A 21,885-nucleotide genomic window follows, 5' to 3' on the forward strand; every position below is an offset into this window, starting at 1 on the left:
CGATGAATTCACAATTTTTAGAAAAAATTGAAAAAGCTTGTCAAAAGAAACAATATCTTTTTGACACACATCCATTAAAATACGCTATACGCTGTCTATTTGCAGGTGCATTTTTAACAATGAGCACTGCTGGTGGAGCAATTGCAGCCGATAAAATCGGACATGTTCACCCTGATTTAAGTAAATTTTTCTTTGCGTTTATTTTTGCTTTTGGATTAGTTTATATTTTATTTTTAAACGGTGAATTGGCAACATCAAATATGATGTATTTATCTGCTGGTGTATTTCATAAAAAAATAAACTTTAGTAAAGCTATAAAAATATTACTCTTTTGTACCCTATTTAATTTAATTGGTGCATTTCTAATCGCTAGTTTATTTAGTGCATCGAGCACATTTCAAGCGATTGATGCTCACGGTTACCTTGCACAAACAGTGATATCAAAAATTACAAAACCGACACATTTAATTGTTATTGAAGGAATTTTAGCCAACATATTCGTTAACGTTGCGATTGTATCTTACCTACTTGTTAAAGATGAAACAGCAAAAATCATTATCGCACTATCCGCCGTATTTATTTTTGTCTATCTTGGTCAAGAACACGTTATCGCCAACTTCGCTTCATTTGGTCTTGTTGCATTCCATTCAATTGCACAACAAATTGCTGCATTTCAAATTGGCGCCATTGCTATTCAATGGCTACTCGCCTTCACTGGTAACTGTATCGGTGGTAGCATAATCGGTGTTGGCTATACATTTTTAAATAAAGATAGCGAAAAATATGTCGATTAAATTCAACACATCAAAGCAGGACACTTGCAATCGTTGCAAGTGTCCTGCTTTTTATTTTAGTTGTATTATTTTTAAAGTTAGCGACATAGCCATCATAAATTGATAGCTTTCTTTTAAATGTTATCAACACATTATTTATAATAAATCTTGTTGTTTTAACAAGCTTTCTGTTTGACTTGGATAGCGTTTGTTTTCATAGAACTTTTGAAAACGCTCTACCCAATCGTCTGACGTATAATTTTGCTGTTTGCTGTACTCACTTAACTGTTCAGTATACATATCTACATCTTGTCGGTGTGGTGTATTGTAATTAAAGCCGTAATGAACATTCACATCATGACTTAAACGTGGTTTAGGTGGAGATACTTGTAACGCTTTTCCAATCGCTACACCAACAAAAGGAAAAACATGTTGTGGCAAATTAAGGGCAGCAATTAACTTGTCCATATCATTGCGAATACCACCAATGATACACGTATGTAGCCCTAAACTTTCTGCAGCAACTACTGCATTTTGAAGCGCCAATGACGCATCGGTAGTGGCAATCATCACAGGTTCAATATCACTAAATACATCAGCATTATCCATAAAGTAATGATTAAAATCTAAACAATACAATAAAAATAGTGATGCCGATTCAATAATTTTAGCGTTAGTTTGGTTGCGTTCCGTTTTAGATAATAAATCAACCAACTGTTGTTTATCTTCGTCTTTAAACACAATGATACTGTACGCTTGCCCGTTCATCCAAGATGCCGCTTGCTTACTAGATGCAATAATGGCATCAATTTCTTGTTGGGTTAATGTCGTATTTGTATCAAATTGTCTAACGGTGACATGATTTTTCAGTAAGTTAATGGTAGCGTTCATTTTATATTTTCTCCTTTAAAACATTCCCCTTTATGCGATGCAAAATCAGTTATTTTATCAAATGTATTTTATCCATTTTTAGAATTGATAAAATAAACCGTCAACCCTAATTTTATTAGGTATCCCCCTAAAATCCAACAAAAAACGGCCCCACAATAATGGCGACCGCTTCGAACAATTACATGTATTTTGCTAATACGTCTTCTAATTGTTCTTTTTGACGTAAACCAACTAATGTTTCAACAGGTTGACCGTCTTTAAAAACAATCATTGTTGGAATACTCATGACACGAAACTCGCGTGCTGTTTCTGTTGATTCATCAACATTGACTTTAGCAAAAGTCACTTTGTCTCCCATTTCTTCATGTAATTCGTCAATAATTGGCGATTGCATGCGACATGGTCCACACCATGGTGCCCAGAAATCGACTAAAACAACACCTTGTGCTGTTGCTTCTTTAAATTGTGAATCGGTTAATTGTAAAACCATACCCCTTCTCCTTTCGCTTGATACGTTAAGTTTATCACAGCGTTTTAAGCATTTGTATTATTTTGCTTAACAAGTAATTGAATATTTAATTCTTCTAATTGTGCGTTGTCCACGACACTTGGTGCTTGTGTCATTGGGTCAAATGCTTTTGAATTTTTCGGAAACGCAATGACTTCACGAATATTATTTTCTTTAGCTAATAACATAACTAATCTGTCTAATCCAAGCGCTAACCCACCATGTGGAGGGAATCCTGATTCTAAAGCGTCTAATAAGAACCCAAATTGACTTTGTGCTTCTTCTTGCGTAAATCCAAGCACATCAAACATTTTTTCTTGCATTTCACGTGTATAAATACGCAATGAACCACCACCAATTTCATACCCATTCAATACAATGTCATATGCCTGAGCCATCGCCTCTTTTGGTGCACTTACTAATTGATCAAGATCCAAATTCACCGGACGAGTAAACGGATGATGCATCGCCATTAGTCGCCCTGTTTCTTCATCTTCTTCAAATAACGGCCAATCCACAACCCATAGGAAGTTGAATTTTTCGTTATCAATGAGGTTGTGTTGACGTGCCAATTTTAAGCGAAGCTCACTCAAACTTTGAGCAACTACACTTGGTTTATCGGCTACGAAGAACACAATATCGCCTGCAGTTGCTTGTAAACGAGCGTTCAATGGTTCAGCAATTTCAGAAATAAATTTAGCGATACCACCGTTATAACCTGTTTCTTCTACTTTCGTCCATGCCAAACCTTTAGCACCAAATTTAGCAACAAATTCTGTTAATTTGTCGACATCTTTACGTGAATAGTTAGCCGCTTCACCTTTTAAAACAATGGCTTTAACTTGTCCATTAGCAGCCAAAGTATTTTTGAATACGGCGAACTCTAAATCTTTTACAACATCAGCTACATCGACTAATTCCATTTCAAAACGTGTATCTGGTTTATCATTTCCATAACGGTTCATTGCTTCTTGGTAGGATAAACGTGGAAACGGTGTAACAACATCAATATTCAATGTGTCTTTCATTACTTTTTGTAACGCATTTTCCACTAACGTTTGAATGTCTACGGCACTCAAGAAACTTGTTTCAATATCCACCTGTGTAAATTCAGGTTGTCGATCACCACGTAAGTCTTCGTCACGGAAACATCTTGCAATTTGATAATATTTATCTAACCCCGCTCCCATTAACAACTGTTTAAACAATTGTGGTGATTGTGGTAGGGCAAAAAATCGACCTTCGTTCACACGTGATGGCACTAAATAGTCACGCGCTCCTTCTGGTGTTGATTTTGTTAAATACGGCGTTTCTACATCGATAAACCCTTGTTCATCTAACGACTGACGCAATGAACGTGTCACTTGATGACGTAAACGCAAATTATTCATCATGCTTTGACGACGTAAATCTAAATAACGGTATTGCATGCGCAATTCGTCATTCGCCACTTGCTCGCCATCTTCTACGGGAATCGCTGGTGTTTTAGCCGTTGCTAAAATGGTCAATGTCTCTGCAATGACTTCCACGCGACCTGTTTTCATTTTATCATTGATTTGTGAAGCGTCGCGTAATACAACTTGACCCGTAATTTCTACCACATACTCGCTACGTAACTTTTGCGCTGTATCGAATAACGCTTTATTTTTTTGTTCATCGAACACGACTTGAACAATCCCTTCACGGTCTCTCAATGTCACAAAAATTAATGATCCAAAGTCACGACGTTTTGATACCCATCCATTTAACATAACCGTTTGATTGACGTACCTTTCGGTAATCAATCCACAATAATCTGTTCTCATTCGTTTTCCTCCTATGCAAAAAATTCATTGAATGCCGTCATGTCGGCTGTATACTCACGAAATACACTCTCAAAGTTGTCATAAATCGTTTCAAGTGATACATCGCCTTCTTTACCCGTTTTAAACGATTTCACTTTGACAACACCGTCTTTTAATTCATTTTCTCCAAGTGTAATCACCACTTTAGCACCTAGTTTATCAGCTGATTTAAACTGTGCTTTAAATGAGCGGTCTAAATAATCACGATCGCATGAATAGCCCGCTTGACGAATCGTTTGTGTTAATTTCAAGCACTCAATATTGGTACCTTCTCCAGAAGCTACGACATAAACATCTAATTCACGTAAGCTTGGAATGTCGACTTGTTGGTGTTCCATTAATAGCACTAAACGTTCCATACCAATACCAAATCCAAAACTTGATGTTTGTGGTCCGCCAAGTAATTCAACTAACCCGTCGTATCGACCACCACCACAAATTGTTGTCTGTGTACCAAATACTGGTGAGTCTACCATAATTTCAAAAATGGTATCTTGGTAGTAATCTAAACCGCGCACCATGTTGCTATCAATTTCAAACGGAATATTTAATGTATTCAACATCTTTTGTACCATTTCAAAATGATTTTGTGACTCTTGTGACAAACAATCTAAAATGCTTGGTGCATTGGCAACAATCGCTTTATCTTTTTCATCTTTACTATCTAAAATACGTAATGGATTTTTTTCTAAACGAACTTTTGAATCGGCACTCAATTGCTCTTTAAACGGCGTTAAATAATCTAATAAACGTTGACGGTACGCTTGTCTATCAGCCGTTTTACCAAGACTATTAATGACCAATTTAATATTTGATAAGCCTAATTCTTGGAACAAATCCCACGCTAATGCGATTGTTTCAACGTCTACTGCTGGATTAAGGCTACCGAATACTTCTACACCAAGTTGGTGGAATTGGCGCATACGTCCGCCTTGTGGTCGTTCATAACGGAACATTGGCGCCATGTAAAATACTTTTAATGGTTTAGCATGTTCATTACCGAATAATTTGTTTTCGACATACGCACGTACAACACCTGCTGTTCCTTCTGGACGGAGTGCCATTAAACGATTACCTTTGTCGGTAAATGTATACATTTCTTTTGACACAATATCGCTTGTTTCACCCGAACTACGTGAAAAAACTTCGTAATTTTCAAAAATTGGTGTACGAATTTCACTAAATTGGTAATCTGCCATTAAAATACGTGCCGTTTCTTCTAAATAGTGCCATACCGGATTATTTTGTGGTAGTAAATCTGCTGTTCCTTTTGGTTTTTGAATCATCATTTTATCCTTCCTTTTTCTGTTTATTTTATATTGTGATACGCTAACGCTCTACACAATGGCACCTTGCTGAAAATATATATTCTAGATGCCTTTATATGTTGTTTATACAATTAAATTGATACACTCACGTGCTCTATTTTTATAATACGAATACCATCATCTCGGTTAATCCCCTTAATGATATGCTGTTCAATCATTATCCCCCTCCTAACACGTACCATAAAATGTTTGACACATTCTATACAAAAAAATCCCTATGCACAAACTTAGTGTGCATAAGGACGTTATGAACGTGGTACCACCTTTATTCGTATGAAAAACCATACCTCAAAATTGCGATAACGGTGCAACCGGAATCTTTTTAGTGATTCATCTCCAGACTGTCTTCATTGCATTGGTTTTTTTCACCACCCAAAACCTCTCTATATCGCAATTACTTGGTTCTTTCATCGATTATTGCTTTCAGTATAGCTTAGACAAAGTAGTCTGTCAAACAATTTCATATGGCCCTATTAGAAAATGAATAAAATGCCATATGGATACTTATTACAAATGAAAAAGGGCTGAATCAACCCTTTTGTTCATTATGCTCAATTATCTATCTTTTTTACGAATGACAAAGCCTTTATCTTTCGAAAAATTATCGTTTGATTTTTTGTATCCGCCTTTTTTATCACGGCGATTTTCTTTTTTGTTTCCGTCAAAACCAACATCGTAACGTTTGTTATCACGTTTGCGGCGGTTATCTGTTTTATCACTTGAACGAGATGAACGTTCGCCACGTCCTTTACCGTCACGGAAACGACGATTATTGCCACCACGATCATCGTAACGATGATTACGTTGTTTACGGCGTGGTAACGGTTTTTCTGGTGTGATGTTCACTTCTACTTCTTCTTTATCGCCAGCTAACGTTTTTAATAGCACACTCGCTAACGTTTCAGCATCGTATTGTTCCACTAATTCTTTAACGGCAAACGTAAATAAAGTTTTATCTAACGTTTCAACCATTTGCGATACTTTTTCAACAGCGTTATCCAATTGTGAATCAAGCGCTTGTTGTTTTGTTGGTGGTTTTAATGGTGTCATACGCTTTTTCGTCAATTCTTCAATGGTACGTAAGTAATCCATTTCTTGTGGTGTAACAAACGTAATCGACATGCCTTCTTTACCCGCGCGTCCCGTACGACCGATACGGTGTACGTAACTTTCTGGGTCTTGTGGTACATCAAAGTTATAAACGTGTGTGACACCTGAAATATCTAAACCACGTGCTGCAACATCGGTTGCCACTAAAATATCAATTTTTCCTTTTTTAAACGCATTTAGCACACTCAAACGTTTTTGTTGTGTTAAATCGCCATGAATCCCTTCAGCTTTATATCCACGCGCTTCCAAGCCGGCAGATAATTCATCGACACGGCGTTTTGTACGACCAAAAATAATCGTTAATTCGGGTGATTGCACATCGAATAAACGTGTCATCATATCAAATTTTTCGCTTTCTTGACATTTCACAAAAAACTGATCGATCAAATTAGCCGTCATTTCTTTCGTTTTAATTTTAACGTGTTCAGGCTCTTTCATAAATGTCATACCAATTTTTTTGATGGCTGGTGGCATTGTCGCTGAAAACAGTAATGTTTGTCGTGTTGTCGGAGTTTGCGCAATTATCGTTTCAATGTCTTCTAAAAAGCCCATGTTCAACATTTCGTCTGCTTCGTCTAACACCAATGTTTCGATATTGTCCAATGTATACGCTTTACGTTTTAATAGGTCTAACAATCGACCGGGTGTTCCTACTAAAATATTCGGCATGTCTTTTAGTTGTTTGATTTGACGTGAAATATTGCTTCCACCATACACCACACTAACACGTACGCGTTTGTCACGACTTAATTTAAATAGTTCTTCTTGTGTTTGAATGGCTAACTCACGTGTTGGGGCAATGACTAACCCTTGAATCACGCGATTTTGCGTATCGATTTTTTCAAGCATGGGTAATCCAAATGCAGCCGTTTTTCCGGTACCGGTTTGGGCTTGACCAATCACATCTTTTCCTTCAAGTGCTAAAGGAATTGTCTGTGCTTGAATGGGTGTTGTTTCTTCAAAGCCCATTGTTTTGATTGATTTTAGTAATGACTCACTCAATCCTAATTCTGAAAATTTCATTCGTTTTGTTTTTCCTCTTTCTTTGTACAAAAATTAAACATAAAAATAGCCCGGACATACCGAGCCTAGCATTTCGTGTAAAACTCTCACTGATAATACCAATTCAGTATATCACAGTTTTCACAATAAAAGTAGTGATAACACTGATTTATAATAACTTTTTACTTTATTGACCTAAAAGTAAATCTATCAGGCGCTGAATCAAACCACATCAGTGAAGTGGAAAATGATTTAAATGAGAAAATACAACATATTTTGAATACTTTTATAAGCAAGTTCGATTAAAGTGCTCTAACGATAATGCTACATTTTATTAAATCACTCATATGCTTTTCTTTTTACGATGATAAAACAAGTTCGTAACTCCACCCTTTTTTTACGAACGATTTCTTTTTAAAGCCTAAACTCATATAAAGTTTTTGAGAAATGACATTAAAATCGTAGATTTCTTCGATATACAATCTGTCATAGCCTAAACTCTTTCCTCGTTCAATAAGCGTTTGAATAACTTTCTTTCCAATACCTTTTCCACGATAAGATTTATCGCCTATCACAATAGGCATGTCTTCTTGATAAAAAGATACATCACCAATCGGCTGATACGTTCCATTCGTATACACTTCAATAAAATAAACTTCGCTAACACTATCCCAGTACATATACATTTTTTCAAGCAACTCTTTAGAGTATAACGCTTTATCACCATCTACATACCACACCGTTTCTGCGTCTTGATACCATTCAAGCGCAATATCAATATTCTCATCCAATTTTCTCAATCGTAATCCATCATCAATTTGAATAATATTCGGTTGTATGACATCTTTAATCGGCATACATTTACCTCCCTTTCAGCACATTACACCTTATCACCTTAACACTACTTATAATATATGAATGGTATACCATTTGCAATTCATCAAAACTTTTTGATCGTCATTAAAAAAGCCGTCATTAAGACGACTTTTGATTATAAATAATGTTTACGCAATTCTTGCATCGATTGTGGTAATAAATAACCTAACGGAATATCGAATACGGTTTTTGCACCGAACTGTTTTGTTTGCGCTAATTTCACTGCTGCGCGTGCATAAGCGACTAAAACACTCGCTGTAAATTCAGGGTTAGAATCTAATTTCAAACTAAATTCCATAATTTCTGTACTGTTTTCACCTGTTTTACCACTGCGAATCACAAATCCACCGTGTGGTAACGCTGAATGATGTGCATTTAATTCATCTTGTGTAATAAAATGTACAGTTGTATCGTACTCATCAAAATAATTTGGCATTGTCACAATTTCATTTTCAATGCGTGCTTTGTCTGCATTGTCACTCACCACAACAAAACATTCACGTAAATGTTTTTGACGCGTCGTTAAGACGGGTTGCTCTCCATTTCTAACCGCTTCAATCGCTTGGTCAACTGGTATTGTGTATTGTTTAGCATCAACAACACCTTCAATACGACGAATCGCATCTGAATGGCCTTGTGAAACCCCTTTGCCCCAGAACGTATACGTTTCACCTTGTGGTAAAATCGCTTCTGCTAACACGCGGTTAATTGAAAATAAACCGGGGTCCCAACCAACTGAAATAATACTCACTTTATCATTTGCTTGAGCTACTTTATCAACCGCTTCAAAATGTTCAGGTATTTTAGCGTGCGTATCAAAACTGTCGATCGTGTTAAATAATTTTGTAAAATGTGGTGTTTGTTCTGGCAAATCTGTTGCTGATCCGCCACATAAAATCATTACATCAATCTTTCCAACAAATTTTTCTACATCGTCTACGTGATAAACGGGTACACTTGAATGAACAGGTGTCACACTATTTGGTCCACGACGTGTAAAAATAGCGACCAATTCCATATCATTTTGTTGCGCAATGGCATATTCTGTCCCACGCCCTAAATTACCATATCCTATAATTCCAATTTTAATTGTCATTTTTTCACTCCATTCAAAAATATAGTCTTATTTTAGTCTGCTTAAAAATGAAATGCAAGACTTATCTTCCTTAACATGTCAGTTAAATCGGTTACAAAATACGTGGATATTTAGATGATGCTATAATTTTATACATTAGCCAGTTAAACAGTCGTACTCACGTTTACTCTGCAACTCTCAAATCTTTTTTCGTATCCCATCACATTTGATAACTAGTCATATCAACGATTTAATTACCCGCCATAATAGCTGATAGCACAAAAAAGTGAACCGTCTTTTCGTACGATTCACTTTTTGACTAGCCTATTTTTTCAACCGTAATTTTTTCTTTTAAATCGTTGTAATTGTCTAAATTGACATAACCAGTTTTAGATTGTTGTGCATTCAACATTCCCAGTACCATAGCGTGTTGTAACCATTCTTCAATGGCGTAACCGCGTTGCAGACCACTTGCTAAACCAGCGACAACACTATCGCCTGATCCAGTTGGTGACACAACCGTAATTTTTGGAATGCGCACACGATAAACGTTATGATTATATTTGACCATTGCGCCATCACCACCAAGCGAAACACAAACTAACGGTATTTCTTTTAACCATTCATTTTCCACTAAAAGTGTTGGTAATTCTGTTATTTCTACTTTACGATTAAATAAGTGTGACAATTCGTCTAAATTAGGTTTAATCGCAAACGGTTTAACTGCTCCTTTTAAACACTCTAACAAAGCTTGATTAGACGTATCGACAACAACTTTATGTTGTGACACCCGTTCAAGCAATTGCGCATAAAAATTCGTTGGTAATCCATCGCTTAAACTACCCGATAATACAATCACATCTGCATGTTGAGCATGTTTTATAAACGTATTGATAAACTCATTTTGTTCCGATTGCGAAATGGTTGGCCCTTTTTCTAACAACTCGGTTTGCTGTCCATCATGCATAACGGATATGCAATTTCGTGTCTCACCATCAATCGTTGTAAAATCATTTTGAATACCTAAATCAGTCAGTTGTTCTACGATAGCTTTTCCCGTATGCCCGCCAGCAAAACCTAACGCCATCATGTCATCACCAATTTGGTGCAAAACGCGCGAAACGTTTAACCCTTTTCCCCCTGCTGTTTTTTCAACTTTTTTAATACGGTTAGTTGAATCAAGTTGTAATGTATCTAGCTCGTACGCCATATCAATGGCTGGATTTAATGTCACAGTAATAATCATTTTATTTCCCCTTTTATCTTTTTATGATGATGTTTGATTAATAGTCTTTCAAAATCTTTGTCGCTGTTTCAAGCATATTTAAAGCAACATCTCGATATTGACCAATGACTTCATACGGTAAATCTTCTGATAGTACACCACTTTTAATATTTAATGGCAATTCTCTATCCTCATACCATTCACTTGAGCCATAATAATGACGAAATGTTAAATACGTTTGATGCATCGTATCAAATTGTTTCAATAATGTTTCTAATTGTGTAACGTAATCGGAAACATTATCCATAGACAACTCCATTTGTTCCACACGTTGTTTAGCGTCCATATCTGTCACCACTTATTTTTCCCATTGTGGTACTAAACGTGCAATTTCAACAATAACATCAACCGCTTTTTGCATTGCTTCCACTGTCACAAATTCGTAGCGTCCATGGAAGTTTTCGCCACCTGCAAAAATATTTGGTGTTGGTAATCCCATAAATGATAATTTAGAACCGTCTGTTCCACCACGAATCGCATTCATGACAACTGGAATTTCTAAGTTTTCCATTGCTTTTTTAGCGATGTCAACAGGTGTCATATCATCTTTTAAAACGTCACCCATGTTGTAATATTCATCGTGTAATGACACTGAAATACGCGCCTCATCCAAAGTCCCATTTAATTGTTGTGCCACTTCTTCCATCAACGCTTTTTTTGCTTCAAACAATACTTTATCGTGATCACGAATAATATAAGTTAATTCTGTACAATCAACGTCCCCTTTAATGTACACTAAATGGATAAACCCTTCGCGTCCACTCGTTTTTTCAGGTACTTGTTCACTTGGTAATTGACGCATGTATTCGGCTGCAATCGTCATTGAGTTCACCATAACGTCTTTTGCCGTTCCCGGATGTACATTTTTACCTTGAATCGTCACAACGGCACGTGCCGCATTGAAACTTTCCCACTCTAATTCACCAACACGCGAACCATCCATTGTATACGCAAATTTGGCGCCGAAATCTTTAACATCAAATAAATCTGCACCACGACCAATTTCTTCATCTGGTCCGAAAGCCACTTTAATTGGCCCATGTTCGATTTCTGGATGTTGGATTAAATAATCCATTGCCGTAATAATTTCAGCAACCCCTGCTTTATCGTCCGCACCAAGTAATGTTGTTCCGTCTGTTGTAATTAACGTCTGATTAACATAATCTTTTAAATTAGGGAAATCTGCTACAGACAACACGATATTTTGTTCAGCATTTAACATCACATTCTTACCGTCGTAATTTGGGTGGAACTGTGGTTTAATGTCTTTTCCATTAAAATCTGCCGTGTCCATATGGGCAATAAATCCAATTGTTGCCAAATCTTGTTTGGAATTCCCCGGTAAAAGCGCCGTCACAAATCCATTGCTTTCATTATATTTAACTTGTTCCAAACCAATTGCTTCTAATTCTGGCATAATGATTGTTTTAGCAAACTCCACTTGTGAAGCGGTTGAGGGTACTGTTTTTGAAGCAAAATCTGATTGTGTATCAAATTGAATAAATTTTACAAAACGTTCAACTAATTTATTATTTTCCATGTTTTTTCCTACTTTCTAAATTGATACGGATCACTATTGTGTGTTGATGCGTGCAATCGTAATCCGTTAGTTTCAGCAAATGCTGAATAAAATGCCCTCATTTTTTCAATAAAAATGAACTCAATAAAATGTCCAGGGTCAATTAATGACAAATGAGCATCTGCCATTTCTTGTGCCACGTGATACGATGTATCACCCGTAATAAAAACATCGGCACCTTTTTTGACGGCATCCGTGTAATAACTTTGCCCTGCACCGCCTAAAATCGCAACTGTTTCAATGCGTTTATCGTCCTGTCCCACATATCGAACACCATGTGTGTAAAATCGTTCTGGAAGCAATGTCACCAATTCTTTTAATGTCATGGCTTCTGGTAAGCGTCCAACACGCCCAATGCCATACGATTGCCCATTATCTAGTGTACCATCTACGTGTAAAATCGTAACATCTTGTAACGCTAACGCATCGGCTAACCAGTCGTTCATTCCACCATCAGCAACATCGATATTCGTATGTGCTGCGTATAGGTGAATACCGTTTTGAATGGCTTTCATAAACAACGCTTGTTGCGGGTGTGTTGCAATAATGGTTTGAATGCCACGAAATAGTGGTGGGTGATGTGAAATAATTAAATTCGTACCTTTTTCGATGGCTTCATCTAACACTTCATTTGTCACATCTAACGTAAATAATACACCCGTTACAGTTGCATTTTCATCTCCAACAAGTAAACCAACATTATCCCAACTTTCTGCAAGATGACGAGGGGCTAACGTTTCTAAATGCGCAACAACTTCTTTTACTTTCATTTGATAATCTCCTTAATCCGTTGTTGTTCAGCCTTAAACGCGTCTATTTTATCGCGTGTGTCGCTATTGGCCTTTTGTAAACTCAATATAATTTTATCGTACTTTTCAATTTCTCTAGTCCACTTTTGAACAAATACGTCTGATTTTTGAGCAGGTAAAAACACACCAAACGTTAATTCGTCTTGTGTATACACCATTTTTTCTGTTGTGAATACAGCGACAATAATTTCATAAATTTTACCGTTTTCTTCTAATATGATTTCATCGGTAATACGATAATGATTTTCCATTAACCATAGACGCACGTGCTGTTCATCAACGTTCGGCTGTGTAATGAGCGTTGTTACACCATCTAGCTTTCCGTTTTGTTTACCTTTTTCTAAAATGGAAGCAATTAAATCGCCACCCATACCACAAATCGTTACCGTATCAATGGCATCTTCTTTTTCCACTGCCATTAAACCATCAGCCATTCGTGCAGTAATGAGATGACCTAAATTTAATTGTGCGACGTGTTTTTGTGCCAACTCAAACGGCCCTTTAACCACTTCACCTGCTAAAGCATATGAAATACGGCCTTGCAAAGCTAAATGACACGGCAAGTAGGCATGGTCAGAACCAATATCGGCTAATCGCGCGTTTTGTGGAACAAATTGCGCAACCGTCTGTAATCGTTTTGATAAGTGTTCGTGATTCATGATGTATCCTTTCAATTAATGTAGTCTTATTTTACCACAAATGATATCGTGCGTTACAGTATTTTAAATGGATTATGAATCGTCACGAAAATTTGTTGCATCACTTCCTCACTAAATAAAGCACCTTCGTTTACCAAAACAGATGGTTCTATCATCTACGGCAACACGTTAGGTGCTTTCCTTTAATTTGTTTGATAGTATTCGTTATGCATTGGGATTGTGCAATCTTCCACTTCCAATACTTTTACAGCACTTAAAAATTCGCGAACGTACGGCTGTTTGGAGTGTAACAATTCACTCATTTTTACCTGTTCAACAATTGTACCATGGTGTAAAAAGGCGATTCTATCACATAAATACGCAACGGCTTGTAAATCATGTGAGATGAATAAATACGTCAGTTGCAACTCATTTTGCAGCCGTTTTAACAAACGTAAAATCGTCACTTGTACCGATACATCTAATGAGCTAACCGCTTCATCTAGTACAATTATTTTCGGTTGTAACGCCAACACTCTTGCAATGGCAACACGTTGTAACTGCCCACCAGACAATTGATGTGGATATCGGTTCAAAAAGCTATCGTCCAATTCAACTTGCGCTAACAATTCACTAACACTTTGTGATGACCCACTTACCGCTAATCCTTCTTGAATAATTTGCTCAATCGTTAATTTTGGATTCATCGACGCATTATAATCTTGAAATACAACGGACATTTTACCCGGATGTTGTTTTTGCCATTTTTTCAACGGCATGCCTTCAATAGTGATTTCGCCAGACTGATACGGCTCAACACCGAGTAAAATACGGCTTAATGTACTTTTTCCAGAACCGCTTTCTCCAATTAACCCTACACACTCACCAAAAGATAACGTTAATGACACATCTTTTAAAACAGGATGATCATGTTGACAAAAAGCTTGATGTTTTTTATACGTCTTTGTAATGTTTTTCAACTCAATCATTGCTATTTGCCTCCTGTTGTAATAATTTCCATTGTTGCGATACTTCTAAATTCGTCGCCACTAAATATTTTGTATACGCGTGTTGTGGGTGATTGAAAATTTGATGTAAATCGCCTTGTTCCACCCAAATTCCTTTTTGCAAGACGACTACTTTATCGGTCAACTGTTGCACCGTCGTTAAATCATGCGACACGAAAATTAATGACGTATGGACTAAATCTCTTAACTGTTGCAACTGTTCAATAACGCGTTGTTGACTAATCGCATCTAGTGCGGTTGTCGGCTCATCGGCAAAAATCAACTCTGGCTTCAACGCAATGGATAATGCAATCATGCATCGCTGTAACATTCCACCGGATAATTGATGCGGAAATTGACGCAACACATCTTCAGGGGATTTAATTTTAACTAACGACAAGACTTCTTTTGCTTTTTCTTGACTTTGTTGTGGTGTTAAACCAAGGTTTTCAGTAAAGGTATGCTCAAACTGTTTTCCCATTGACAATAGCGGGTTAAACGCGTTAATGGCATCTTGCATAATCATTGTCATGCCGGTTCCACGAATGTTTTGCCATTGGGCATTGGATAACGTTAATAAATCATGTTCGTTATACCGTATCGTTCCTTGTATTGTAAAATCTTTTGGCAACACACCTAAAATGGCTTTGCAAATTAAAGATTTACCCGATCCACTTTCACCAATAATGCCCAAACTTTCGTTTTTATTTAGTGTAAAGGAGACATTAGAAACAAGTGGTTTGTCTTGCGAACGATGAAAAATGGTTAAATTTTCAACTACTAACATATATCCTCCTATGACTTATCTAGTTTGTCCACATATTTAGGGTGTAAACTATCTCTAAAAAAGTCACCTAAATAATTTAGACTGGCAACGGTTAATAAAATGGCAAGTCCTGGCGCAAACATTTGTGACGGTTGAGTTGTCATCACATTTTTTGCTTGCGCTAACATGACACCCCATTCGGATTGTGGCGCTTGTACACCTAACCCTAAAAATGACATTGTTGAAATATTTAAAATGCTCCATCCGGTATCCAATGTCGTTAGCACCAATAATTCGGGCAACATGTTGGGCCAAATATGGCGTTTAAAAATTTGCCAAAAACTTTGTCCACTAATACGCGCAAACTGAATATACGGTTGAAATCTAAATTGCATGACAATGGTACGAATCATGCGGGTATACCACGCCCAATGCACTAAAACACTCCCAATAATTAAATTGGTCATGCTTGGACCAAGTAACCCGATAACAATGATAATCATCAATTCATTCGGAAAAGCTTGCATACTTTGGATAATGAACATAATGATTTGATCCACTTTTCCTTGAAAATACCCTGCCACCACACCAAGAAACGTCCCAATAATCACCGTTAAAAGCATGGTTAATAACGCTAATCCAAGTGTTGTGCGAACGCCATAAATGAGGCGGGAGAGCACGTCGCGACCGAGATAGTCCGTTCCAAACCAGTGAACACTCGACGGAAAAGCAAGTTTATTGGTAATGTTAACCGCATCGGGATCAAATGGTGCGATAACGGGGGCAAAAATGCCGAATACGATGAGTAAAACTAAAAAGCAAACGGCTAAAAACGCCATTCGATCGGATAACAATCGTTTCATCATGCGCCCACCTCCGTTCTTAAGCGCGGATCCATACGGTACATCACAATGTCCATAACGGTTCCAAATAGAATGAATAAAATTGCCATCATAAAAATATACGCTTGCATGACAGGATAATCTTTGTTAAAAATGGCTTCAATAATAATGCGCCCTAATCCCGGCCAAGCAAAAATATTTTCAATAACAACTGTTCCAGCTAACAACTTAGGAATAGACATGCTCATTGACGCAATCGATGACTGTAAAGAATTTTTAATCACGTAACGTAAAATGGTTTTAGAGGATAACCCTCTAACTTTAGCATATAGTACGTAATTTTCAGTTTCTTGCTCAATCATTTTACCGCGAATTAAGCGAATATACGTCGATAAGTACGTTAATGCTAACGTCAACGATGGTAAAACAATTGCTAAAGGATGCGTCATGCTACTAGTTGGTAGCCATTTTAAAATGACACCAAACACCCAAACGAGCGTTAAACCAATCCAAAAACTTGGTGCTGATGTGAGTAAAAACAATACCCAGCGTACAATTTTATCAAAGTAGGTACCGTGATACAGCGCGGTAGAAACACCAAGCGTTAAACTCAATACGACAATGATAACTAATGAGACACTTGCCAATGCTACTGTTGGTAAAATGGCAGGTGTAATCATCTCAATAACCGATTGATTTAAAATATAACTTCTGCCAAAGTCTAAACGAAATACGCCCATTAACCAATTGATGTATTGCGTAAAGAACGGCTGATCCAATCCTAATTCCATACGGCGTTGCGCAAGTAGTTCGGGTGTGATTAATGGCACATTATTCACACGTAAAGACGCTTCTGCTGGGTCGGTTGGCATTAATTTAATGATGACAAAACAAATAAATGATACGAGTATCATTTGTGGAATTAACCATAATAATTTTTTTAAAAGATAACGTTTCATCAATGAGCTCCTGATAAAAAATGGCGATAAATGCGATGCATCGCATTTATCGCGCTTCATAATGCTATTGTATTACTCAAAATACATTTTTTCAAATGGTATTTCGTATTGTGATAAGTTAAATCCAACACCTTTTAAAATGGGTTTATAAACAGCTTTGGTACGTGAATACGTCATTGGAACATACACATTTTGTTCGTGGATATACGTTAAAATATCTTTATACAACGCTTGTCGTTTGGCATCATCTTGCTCAGCCATTACGCGAGAAATCGTCTCATCTAACCATGCTTTTTTATCCAAACCTAATTGCGCTTGATAATCCGCATGAGCGGGTACGCGCCATGATGAAATAGAGGTTTGCGGATCATAAGGAACACCCCATGACAATAAATATTGCATGTCAAATTCACCTGTTTTTTGGCGGTCAAAAAAGGCTTGTTTTTCTTCACCCAATAAGTTTAATTTCACACCAATTTTTTTGAAATCGGCTTGAATGTACTCACCAATTGTTTTTTCTTGTGCGTTTTGGTTATTGTAAGATAACGTCAACTGTAACACTTTTCCATCTTTTTGCATGTAGCCTTCAGCATTTTTGCTATAACCTTGTGATTCAATTAAGCTTTGTGCTTTACTCAAATCAAACACATGCCCTTCTAAAGATACGTTTGCATACGGAATGGTATTGGCAAATAAGGCGTTAGCCGGATTTTCTGTACCGTTTAGCACACCGTCTGCAATGGATTTTTTATCCACGGCGTGTTGTAGCGCTAAACGAATTGTAGCGTTACTTAAATGCTCATTTTGTGTATTTAAAATTAACGCGCGAGAGGCAATAGGGTCACTAATGGTCGTCATATACTCCCCTTTTGCTTCTAGTTGTTTATACGCGTTAATGTCGATAGCGTCGCCATCAGCACCGAATAATAAATCAACTTCACCATTTTGAAGCGCCAATAACATGGCTTGTTCGTCTGGTAAAACTTTCCACGTAATTGTTTTTAACTTTGGTTTATCTCCCCAATAGTTTTCATTAGCGGTAAACGTGCTATATTGGTTGGCAACATGCTCGCTTAACACATATGGACCTGTCCCAACAAAACTAGATACACCATCTTTTGTGTTGCCGTCTTTCATACTTTTTGGAGAAATAAAACGGAACGGGCGTGTCATACCTAACTCTTCTAACGTTGGATAGTACGGTGTTTTAATGGTCAACACCAATGTGTAGTCATCTTTGACGGTAACCGTATCAATATTATTTGCGGTTTCAATCCACGCGTGACGTTTACGGTTATTTAATAGTGCATCAAAGTTTGCTTTTGCAGCATGTGCATTAAATTTTTCACCATCACTAAATGAAACGTCTTCACGCAAATCAAACGTATACGTTAATCCATCTTCTGAAATATCCCATTTCGTTGCTAAATGCGGTTTAACGCCATCTTTTGTGTTAATGACTAATCCTTCAAAAATCATATTTTGTGCTGCCATTTCTCCAGCATATAAATGTGGATTGATGTCACGAATATCTTTCGTGCTGGCAAACGTTAATTTCGTTTTATCGCTAACTTGATTAGCACCACTCCCACAAGATGCTAATACAATAACAGCAAATAGACTTGCTAATAAACGAGTAATTTTTTTCATATTTTCTCCTTTTCGTAATCAATCCGTTTTATTATAAGAGATTACACCTTAATCGTCAAATGGAATATTTTCGATTGATTACCTCACAAAAAACGACATTTTGTCTCGTTTTACACTGCTCATCCCATCGATTTTCAAGGGGGGCTACTATAAAGCAATTCCCCTATTGAACATCAAAAAACATTCAACATATTTTCAAATTCTAAAAATATGTTGAATGCTAAATGACATATTGTGTTACACACCACATTATTTTACAACAATACTGTAAACGTAATTGCGCCCTCCTTATACGTCACAAAAATTTTACCTTTAAAAATTTTCACAAAACTTTGTGCCATGGATAATCCAATACCAAATCCTTTACTATTGCGTGATTCATCTTCGCGGTAAAAGCGATCAAAAAATCGTGTGTAATCCACCGTTTCCCCTTCGGCATACGTATTGGTCACATCTAATCGCACTTTATGACGCAAGTTTTTTAACGGACGAACGCTCACTCGAACGTGTCCTTGTTCATCGCAATATTTATTGGCATTGTCCACTAAAATCGTCACCAATTCAAACAACGATTTTTCTTCGGCTTTAACAATTAAATTAGGCACAATTGATAATTCAAACGTTTTTCCTTGACGAATAATCGGTCCTTTAAAATCTTCAGCAGCATCTTGTACAACGGCCGATAAATCAACATCGGATAAAACAATATCCGGTTGTTCTTCAAGACTGGCTAACGATACCATATTGTTAATTAAAGTGGTTAAGCGTTGCGATTGATCTTTCGTACTTTGTAACCATTCACTTTCACCACTTAACATTTCTTGCATTTCGGTATTAGCTAAAATAATAGATAACGGTGTTTTCAATTCATGTCCGACATTGGCAATAAACCGTTTTTGTTTGTCGTAGTTTTCAACAAACGGCTGAATTGCCTTTTTAGAAAAGACATACACCATTACAAAAAATACCATAATGCTCACAAAAGTAATTTGTAACGTCACATTCATTAACGTTTCTCTCTGTTGAATGTAACGCGTCACGTCAACAACTACTAATAATTTATGTGGTTGACGGTCGCTTACTTGATACCCATACGTTTTATTTTCGTGGAATAAATACCCAATTTTAGCCGTATTCACATCAATCTTTTTAACTAATATTTCTTGCTCAGATACCGTTAGCGCGACTTGTTGCGTGTTGTGTTTCATCAATTCACCAGTTGAGGAAATGACACGACTAAAGTAAATCATGTCATCCATATCTACTTGCGGAATTTGTGGTAAATTGCGATATTCTGGAAGCACACCATCATTTTGAGATAAGGCATTCAATACCGTTTCCATTTGGCTATTCGTTTGAATGAAACTTACCGCATTAATGAGGGTAGCAAACGACACCACAACAAACACGACGGCAATCATGGCAATCGTAATAAATTGTACGCGTAATCGTCTAAACATATTGTCCTCCTATTGAACGGTTAGTTGATACGTATTATCCGTTGCGTCAATCACTAGCGTCGAGCCGATGGAGTGTAATTTTCGTCTTAAATAAGAAACGTAAATATACACATAGCCCTCATCGACTTCATCGTCGTTATCTTCTCCCCAAACATATGCAAACAATTGCTGTGTGGTAAATGATTTGTTTGGATTTGACATGAAATAAAACAACATTTGACTTTCTTTGCTCGATAAACGAATGGCATTTGAGGCACTAAGTTCTAATTCTTCATGTTTTAATGTCGTATTGCCAAGCGATAACGTGAGTCGGTCTAATTGGCTGACACGGCGTTCAATAGACGATAGACGTGCAATCAATTCTTTTAGCGAAATGGGTTTAGTTAAATAATCGTCCGCACCATTTTCTAATCCAATAATTTTATCGTCCACTTCTGACAAGGCGGTCAACATCACAATATGAATTTTTTCACCCGATTCACGAATTTCACGCACAGCTTCTAATCCATTTTTTTTAGGCATCATCACATCGCACAATAAAACGTCATACGCTTTATCACGCACCATTTGTACCGCTTTTTCACCATTAAACGCTTGGTCAACGGTATGCCCTTCACGACGTAACGCCATAGTGTACACTTTGGATAATTGCACTTCATCTTCTGCAATTAAAATATTTAATCCCATGCTACTGTCCACCTTCCAAAATCAACTGACGAATCGTTTGTAAACTCAAATCACACGAAGCCAATTCATCTGCACAACGCTTCAATTCCTTTTCAATACGTTGCGTATTTTGAATATCCCGTTTGTATTTTAACTGATGCTCCAAACTCGCCCACGTATCCATCGCAATTGTCCGCAACTGCACTTCGGCAAAATAATCTCCGGGTATATTCCCGTAAATATCGGGATGTGGTGTCGAAATCTTCACAATGAGATGGTAGGAACGATACCCATTTGGCTTAGCTTTTGTAATAAAGTCCTTTTCTTCTACAATAGTGATGTCATTCGATTGTCGAAACAGTTCCACAAGTGTGAAAATATCATCGATAAAGCTACAAATAATGCGAACACCAATAGCATCTTTAATATCGGTTAGTGCCGCTTCAAGTGTCAGTGGCAATTGTTTACGCGTTAATTTTTCTATCATACTTTTTGGTGTTTTTAAACGCGTGTAAACATGCTCAAATAATTTTTGTCCCGTTGCATCGTAATGTCTTTGTTTAAACGTTTCTAATGTGTGTTGTAAATTGTCTAAAATATTTTGCAAATATATTTCATATGGTCCATAAAAAGATTGTGTCATCATACTCTCCTTTTCTTATTTATTATAGCATAAAAAGGTTACACCCTATGTAGTGAATGACGTTTTTAATAAAACATTAACCAGTAACGAAGACACTATCATGAATTGCGTAGGTCGATTAATTAATCAACACAATTTAAATTAGACAAAAAGAGAAATACTGACATCGTTAAA

The 21,885-nt window shown here is 36.9% G+C and carries 21 protein-coding genes and 1 other annotated feature; of the genes, 1 reads left to right on the forward strand and 20 read right to left on the reverse strand.

Features of this window, described 5'->3' with window-relative positions:
- Positions 1-2 precede the first annotated feature (2 nt).
- Entirely contained in the window at positions 3-794 is a 792-nt protein-coding gene (locus J7S27_03905) for a formate/nitrite transporter family protein (protein QTU82465.1), read from the forward strand.
- Positions 795-929: 135 nt separating this feature from the next.
- Here the strand turns inward: J7S27_03905 and J7S27_03910 are convergent, their stop codons facing one another.
- The 20 genes from J7S27_03910 to J7S27_04005 form a co-directional block, all read right to left on the reverse strand.
- On the reverse strand, positions 930-1,664 hold the full coding sequence (locus J7S27_03910; GenBank protein QTU82466.1) for a nitroreductase family protein: 735 nt from the start codon (positions 1,662-1,664) through the stop codon (positions 930-932).
- Positions 1,665-1,842: 178 nt separating this feature from the next.
- Positions 1,843-2,154 carry a thioredoxin gene (gene trxA / locus J7S27_03915; GenBank protein ID QTU82467.1) on the reverse strand — a complete coding sequence of 104 codons (312 nt, stop codon included), beginning with the start codon at positions 2,152-2,154 and terminating at the stop codon, positions 1,843-1,845.
- 44 nt (positions 2,155-2,198) lie between these two features.
- Positions 2,199-3,977 (reverse strand): aspartate--tRNA ligase, encoded by a 1,779-nt coding sequence (aspS, locus tag J7S27_03920; protein ID QTU82468.1) that lies wholly within the window; start codon positions 3,975-3,977, stop codon positions 2,199-2,201.
- 11 nt (positions 3,978-3,988) lie between these two features.
- Entirely contained in the window at positions 3,989-5,305 is a 1,317-nt protein-coding gene (locus J7S27_03925) for a histidine--tRNA ligase (protein QTU82469.1), read from the reverse strand.
- Positions 5,306-5,579: 274 nt separating this feature from the next.
- Positions 5,580-5,764 (reverse strand) — a binding site (T-box leader).
- A gap of 135 nt (positions 5,765-5,899) precedes the next feature.
- A complete protein-coding gene (locus J7S27_03930) occupies positions 5,900-7,477 on the reverse strand; it encodes a DEAD/DEAH box helicase (GenBank protein QTU82470.1) in 1,578 nt (525 codons plus the stop codon).
- 338 nt (positions 7,478-7,815) lie between these two features.
- Complete coding sequence (locus J7S27_03935) at positions 7,816-8,313, reverse strand: GNAT family N-acetyltransferase (protein ID QTU82471.1); 498 nt, start codon at positions 8,311-8,313, stop codon at positions 7,816-7,818.
- A 134-nt stretch (positions 8,314-8,447) separates the two neighbouring features.
- A complete protein-coding gene (locus J7S27_03940; GenBank protein QTU82472.1) occupies positions 8,448-9,428 on the reverse strand; it encodes a diaminopimelate dehydrogenase in 981 nt (326 codons plus the stop codon).
- Between the two features lie 298 nt (positions 9,429-9,726).
- A complete protein-coding gene (locus tag J7S27_03945) occupies positions 9,727-10,653 on the reverse strand; it encodes a hexose kinase (GenBank protein ID QTU82473.1) in 927 nt (308 codons plus the stop codon).
- Positions 10,654-10,690: 37 nt separating this feature from the next.
- Positions 10,691-10,978, reverse strand: a complete 288-nt coding sequence (locus J7S27_03950; GenBank protein QTU82474.1) for a DUF4298 domain-containing protein — start codon at positions 10,976-10,978, stop codon at positions 10,691-10,693.
- A 12-nt stretch (positions 10,979-10,990) separates the two neighbouring features.
- Positions 10,991-12,232: a peptidase T gene (gene pepT, locus J7S27_03955; GenBank protein QTU82475.1), complete on the reverse strand. Its 1,242-nt coding sequence runs from the start codon at positions 12,230-12,232 to the stop codon at positions 10,991-10,993.
- Positions 12,233-12,240: 8 nt separating this feature from the next.
- A complete protein-coding gene (locus J7S27_03960; GenBank protein ID QTU82476.1) occupies positions 12,241-13,041 on the reverse strand; it encodes a Nif3-like dinuclear metal center hexameric protein in 801 nt (266 codons plus the stop codon).
- Positions 13,038-13,739, reverse strand: a complete 702-nt coding sequence (locus tag J7S27_03965; GenBank protein QTU82477.1) for a tRNA (adenine(22)-N(1))-methyltransferase TrmK — start codon at positions 13,737-13,739, stop codon at positions 13,038-13,040. The genes J7S27_03960 and J7S27_03965 overlap by 4 nt, the downstream gene beginning before the upstream one ends.
- 182 nt (positions 13,740-13,921) lie before the next feature.
- On the reverse strand, positions 13,922-14,707 hold the full coding sequence (locus J7S27_03970; GenBank protein QTU82478.1) for an ABC transporter ATP-binding protein: 786 nt from the start codon (positions 14,705-14,707) through the stop codon (positions 13,922-13,924).
- On the reverse strand, positions 14,700-15,512 hold the full coding sequence (locus tag J7S27_03975; protein ID QTU82479.1) for an ABC transporter ATP-binding protein: 813 nt from the start codon (positions 15,510-15,512) through the stop codon (positions 14,700-14,702). Before J7S27_03975 ends, J7S27_03970 begins: the two co-directional genes overlap by 8 nt.
- 8 nt (positions 15,513-15,520) lie before the next feature.
- Positions 15,521-16,357, reverse strand: coding sequence for an ABC transporter permease subunit (locus J7S27_03980; GenBank protein QTU83612.1), 837 nt, complete (start codon positions 16,355-16,357; stop codon positions 15,521-15,523).
- Positions 16,354-17,292 carry an ABC transporter permease subunit gene (locus J7S27_03985; protein QTU82480.1) on the reverse strand — a complete coding sequence of 313 codons (939 nt, stop codon included), beginning with the start codon at positions 17,290-17,292 and terminating at the stop codon, positions 16,354-16,356. Before J7S27_03985 ends, J7S27_03980 begins: the two co-directional genes overlap by 4 nt.
- Before the next feature lie 72 nt (positions 17,293-17,364).
- Positions 17,365-18,942, reverse strand: a complete 1,578-nt coding sequence (gene nikA / locus J7S27_03990) for a nickel ABC transporter substrate-binding protein (protein ID QTU82481.1) — start codon at positions 18,940-18,942, stop codon at positions 17,365-17,367.
- A 254-nt stretch (positions 18,943-19,196) separates the two neighbouring features.
- Positions 19,197-20,402, reverse strand: a complete 1,206-nt coding sequence (locus tag J7S27_03995) for a HAMP domain-containing histidine kinase (GenBank protein QTU82482.1) — start codon at positions 20,400-20,402, stop codon at positions 19,197-19,199.
- A gap of 9 nt (positions 20,403-20,411) precedes the next feature.
- Entirely contained in the window at positions 20,412-21,089 is a 678-nt protein-coding gene (locus tag J7S27_04000; GenBank protein ID QTU82483.1) for a response regulator transcription factor, read from the reverse strand.
- 1 nt (position 21,090) lies between these two features.
- On the reverse strand, positions 21,091-21,714 hold the full coding sequence (locus J7S27_04005) for a GTP pyrophosphokinase family protein (GenBank protein QTU82484.1): 624 nt from the start codon (positions 21,712-21,714) through the stop codon (positions 21,091-21,093).
- Positions 21,715-21,885: the final 171 nt, after the last annotated feature.

It is taken from the genome of Carnobacteriaceae bacterium zg-C25, assembly GCA_017945845.1.
Taxonomy (GTDB): domain Bacteria; phylum Bacillota; class Bacilli; order Lactobacillales; family Aerococcaceae; genus WM01.

What these genes read in the sequence shown, in the direction of transcription:
- J7S27_03905 (QTU82465.1), top strand. Translation starts at nt 3, where the DNA reads ATGAATTCACAATTTTTAGAAAAAATTGAAAAAGCTTGTCAAAAGAAA.
- J7S27_03910 (QTU82466.1), bottom strand. Translation starts at nt 1,664, where the DNA reads ATGAACGCTACCATTAACTTACTGAAAAATCATGTCACCGTTAGACAA.
- trxA (QTU82467.1), bottom strand. Translation starts at nt 2,154, where the DNA reads ATGGTTTTACAATTAACCGATTCACAATTTAAAGAAGCAACAGCACAA.
- aspS (QTU82468.1), bottom strand. Translation starts at nt 3,977, where the DNA reads ATGAGAACAGATTATTGTGGATTGATTACCGAAAGGTACGTCAATCAA.
- J7S27_03925 (QTU82469.1), bottom strand. Translation starts at nt 5,305, where the DNA reads ATGATGATTCAAAAACCAAAAGGAACAGCAGATTTACTACCACAAAAT.
- J7S27_03930 (QTU82470.1), bottom strand. Translation starts at nt 7,477, where the DNA reads ATGAAATTTTCAGAATTAGGATTGAGTGAGTCATTACTAAAATCAATC.
- J7S27_03935 (QTU82471.1), bottom strand. Translation starts at nt 8,313, where the DNA reads ATGCCGATTAAAGATGTCATACAACCGAATATTATTCAAATTGATGAT.
- J7S27_03940 (QTU82472.1), bottom strand. Translation starts at nt 9,428, where the DNA reads ATGACAATTAAAATTGGAATTATAGGATATGGTAATTTAGGGCGTGGG.
- J7S27_03945 (QTU82473.1), bottom strand. Translation starts at nt 10,653, where the DNA reads ATGATTATTACTGTGACATTAAATCCAGCCATTGATATGGCGTACGAG.
- J7S27_03950 (QTU82474.1), bottom strand. Translation starts at nt 10,978, where the DNA reads ATGGACGCTAAACAACGTGTGGAACAAATGGAGTTGTCTATGGATAAT.
- pepT (QTU82475.1), bottom strand. Translation starts at nt 12,232, where the DNA reads ATGGAAAATAATAAATTAGTTGAACGTTTTGTAAAATTTATTCAATTT.
- J7S27_03960 (QTU82476.1), bottom strand. Translation starts at nt 13,041, where the DNA reads ATGAAAGTAAAAGAAGTTGTTGCGCATTTAGAAACGTTAGCCCCTCGT.
- J7S27_03965 (QTU82477.1), bottom strand. Translation starts at nt 13,739, where the DNA reads ATGAATCACGAACACTTATCAAAACGATTACAGACGGTTGCGCAATTT.
- J7S27_03970 (QTU82478.1), bottom strand. Translation starts at nt 14,707, where the DNA reads ATGATTGAGTTGAAAAACATTACAAAGACGTATAAAAAACATCAAGCT.
- J7S27_03975 (QTU82479.1), bottom strand. Translation starts at nt 15,512, where the DNA reads ATGTTAGTAGTTGAAAATTTAACCATTTTTCATCGTTCGCAAGACAAA.
- J7S27_03980 (QTU83612.1), bottom strand. Translation starts at nt 16,357, where the DNA reads ATGATGAAACGATTGTTATCCGATCGAATGGCGTTTTTAGCCGTTTGC.
- J7S27_03985 (QTU82480.1), bottom strand. Translation starts at nt 17,292, where the DNA reads ATGAAACGTTATCTTTTAAAAAAATTATTATGGTTAATTCCACAAATG.
- nikA (QTU82481.1), bottom strand. Translation starts at nt 18,942, where the DNA reads ATGAAAAAAATTACTCGTTTATTAGCAAGTCTATTTGCTGTTATTGTA.
- J7S27_03995 (QTU82482.1), bottom strand. Translation starts at nt 20,402, where the DNA reads ATGTTTAGACGATTACGCGTACAATTTATTACGATTGCCATGATTGCC.
- J7S27_04000 (QTU82483.1), bottom strand. Translation starts at nt 21,089, where the DNA reads ATGGGATTAAATATTTTAATTGCAGAAGATGAAGTGCAATTATCCAAA.
- J7S27_04005 (QTU82484.1), bottom strand. Translation starts at nt 21,714, where the DNA reads ATGATGACACAATCTTTTTATGGACCATATGAAATATATTTGCAAAAT.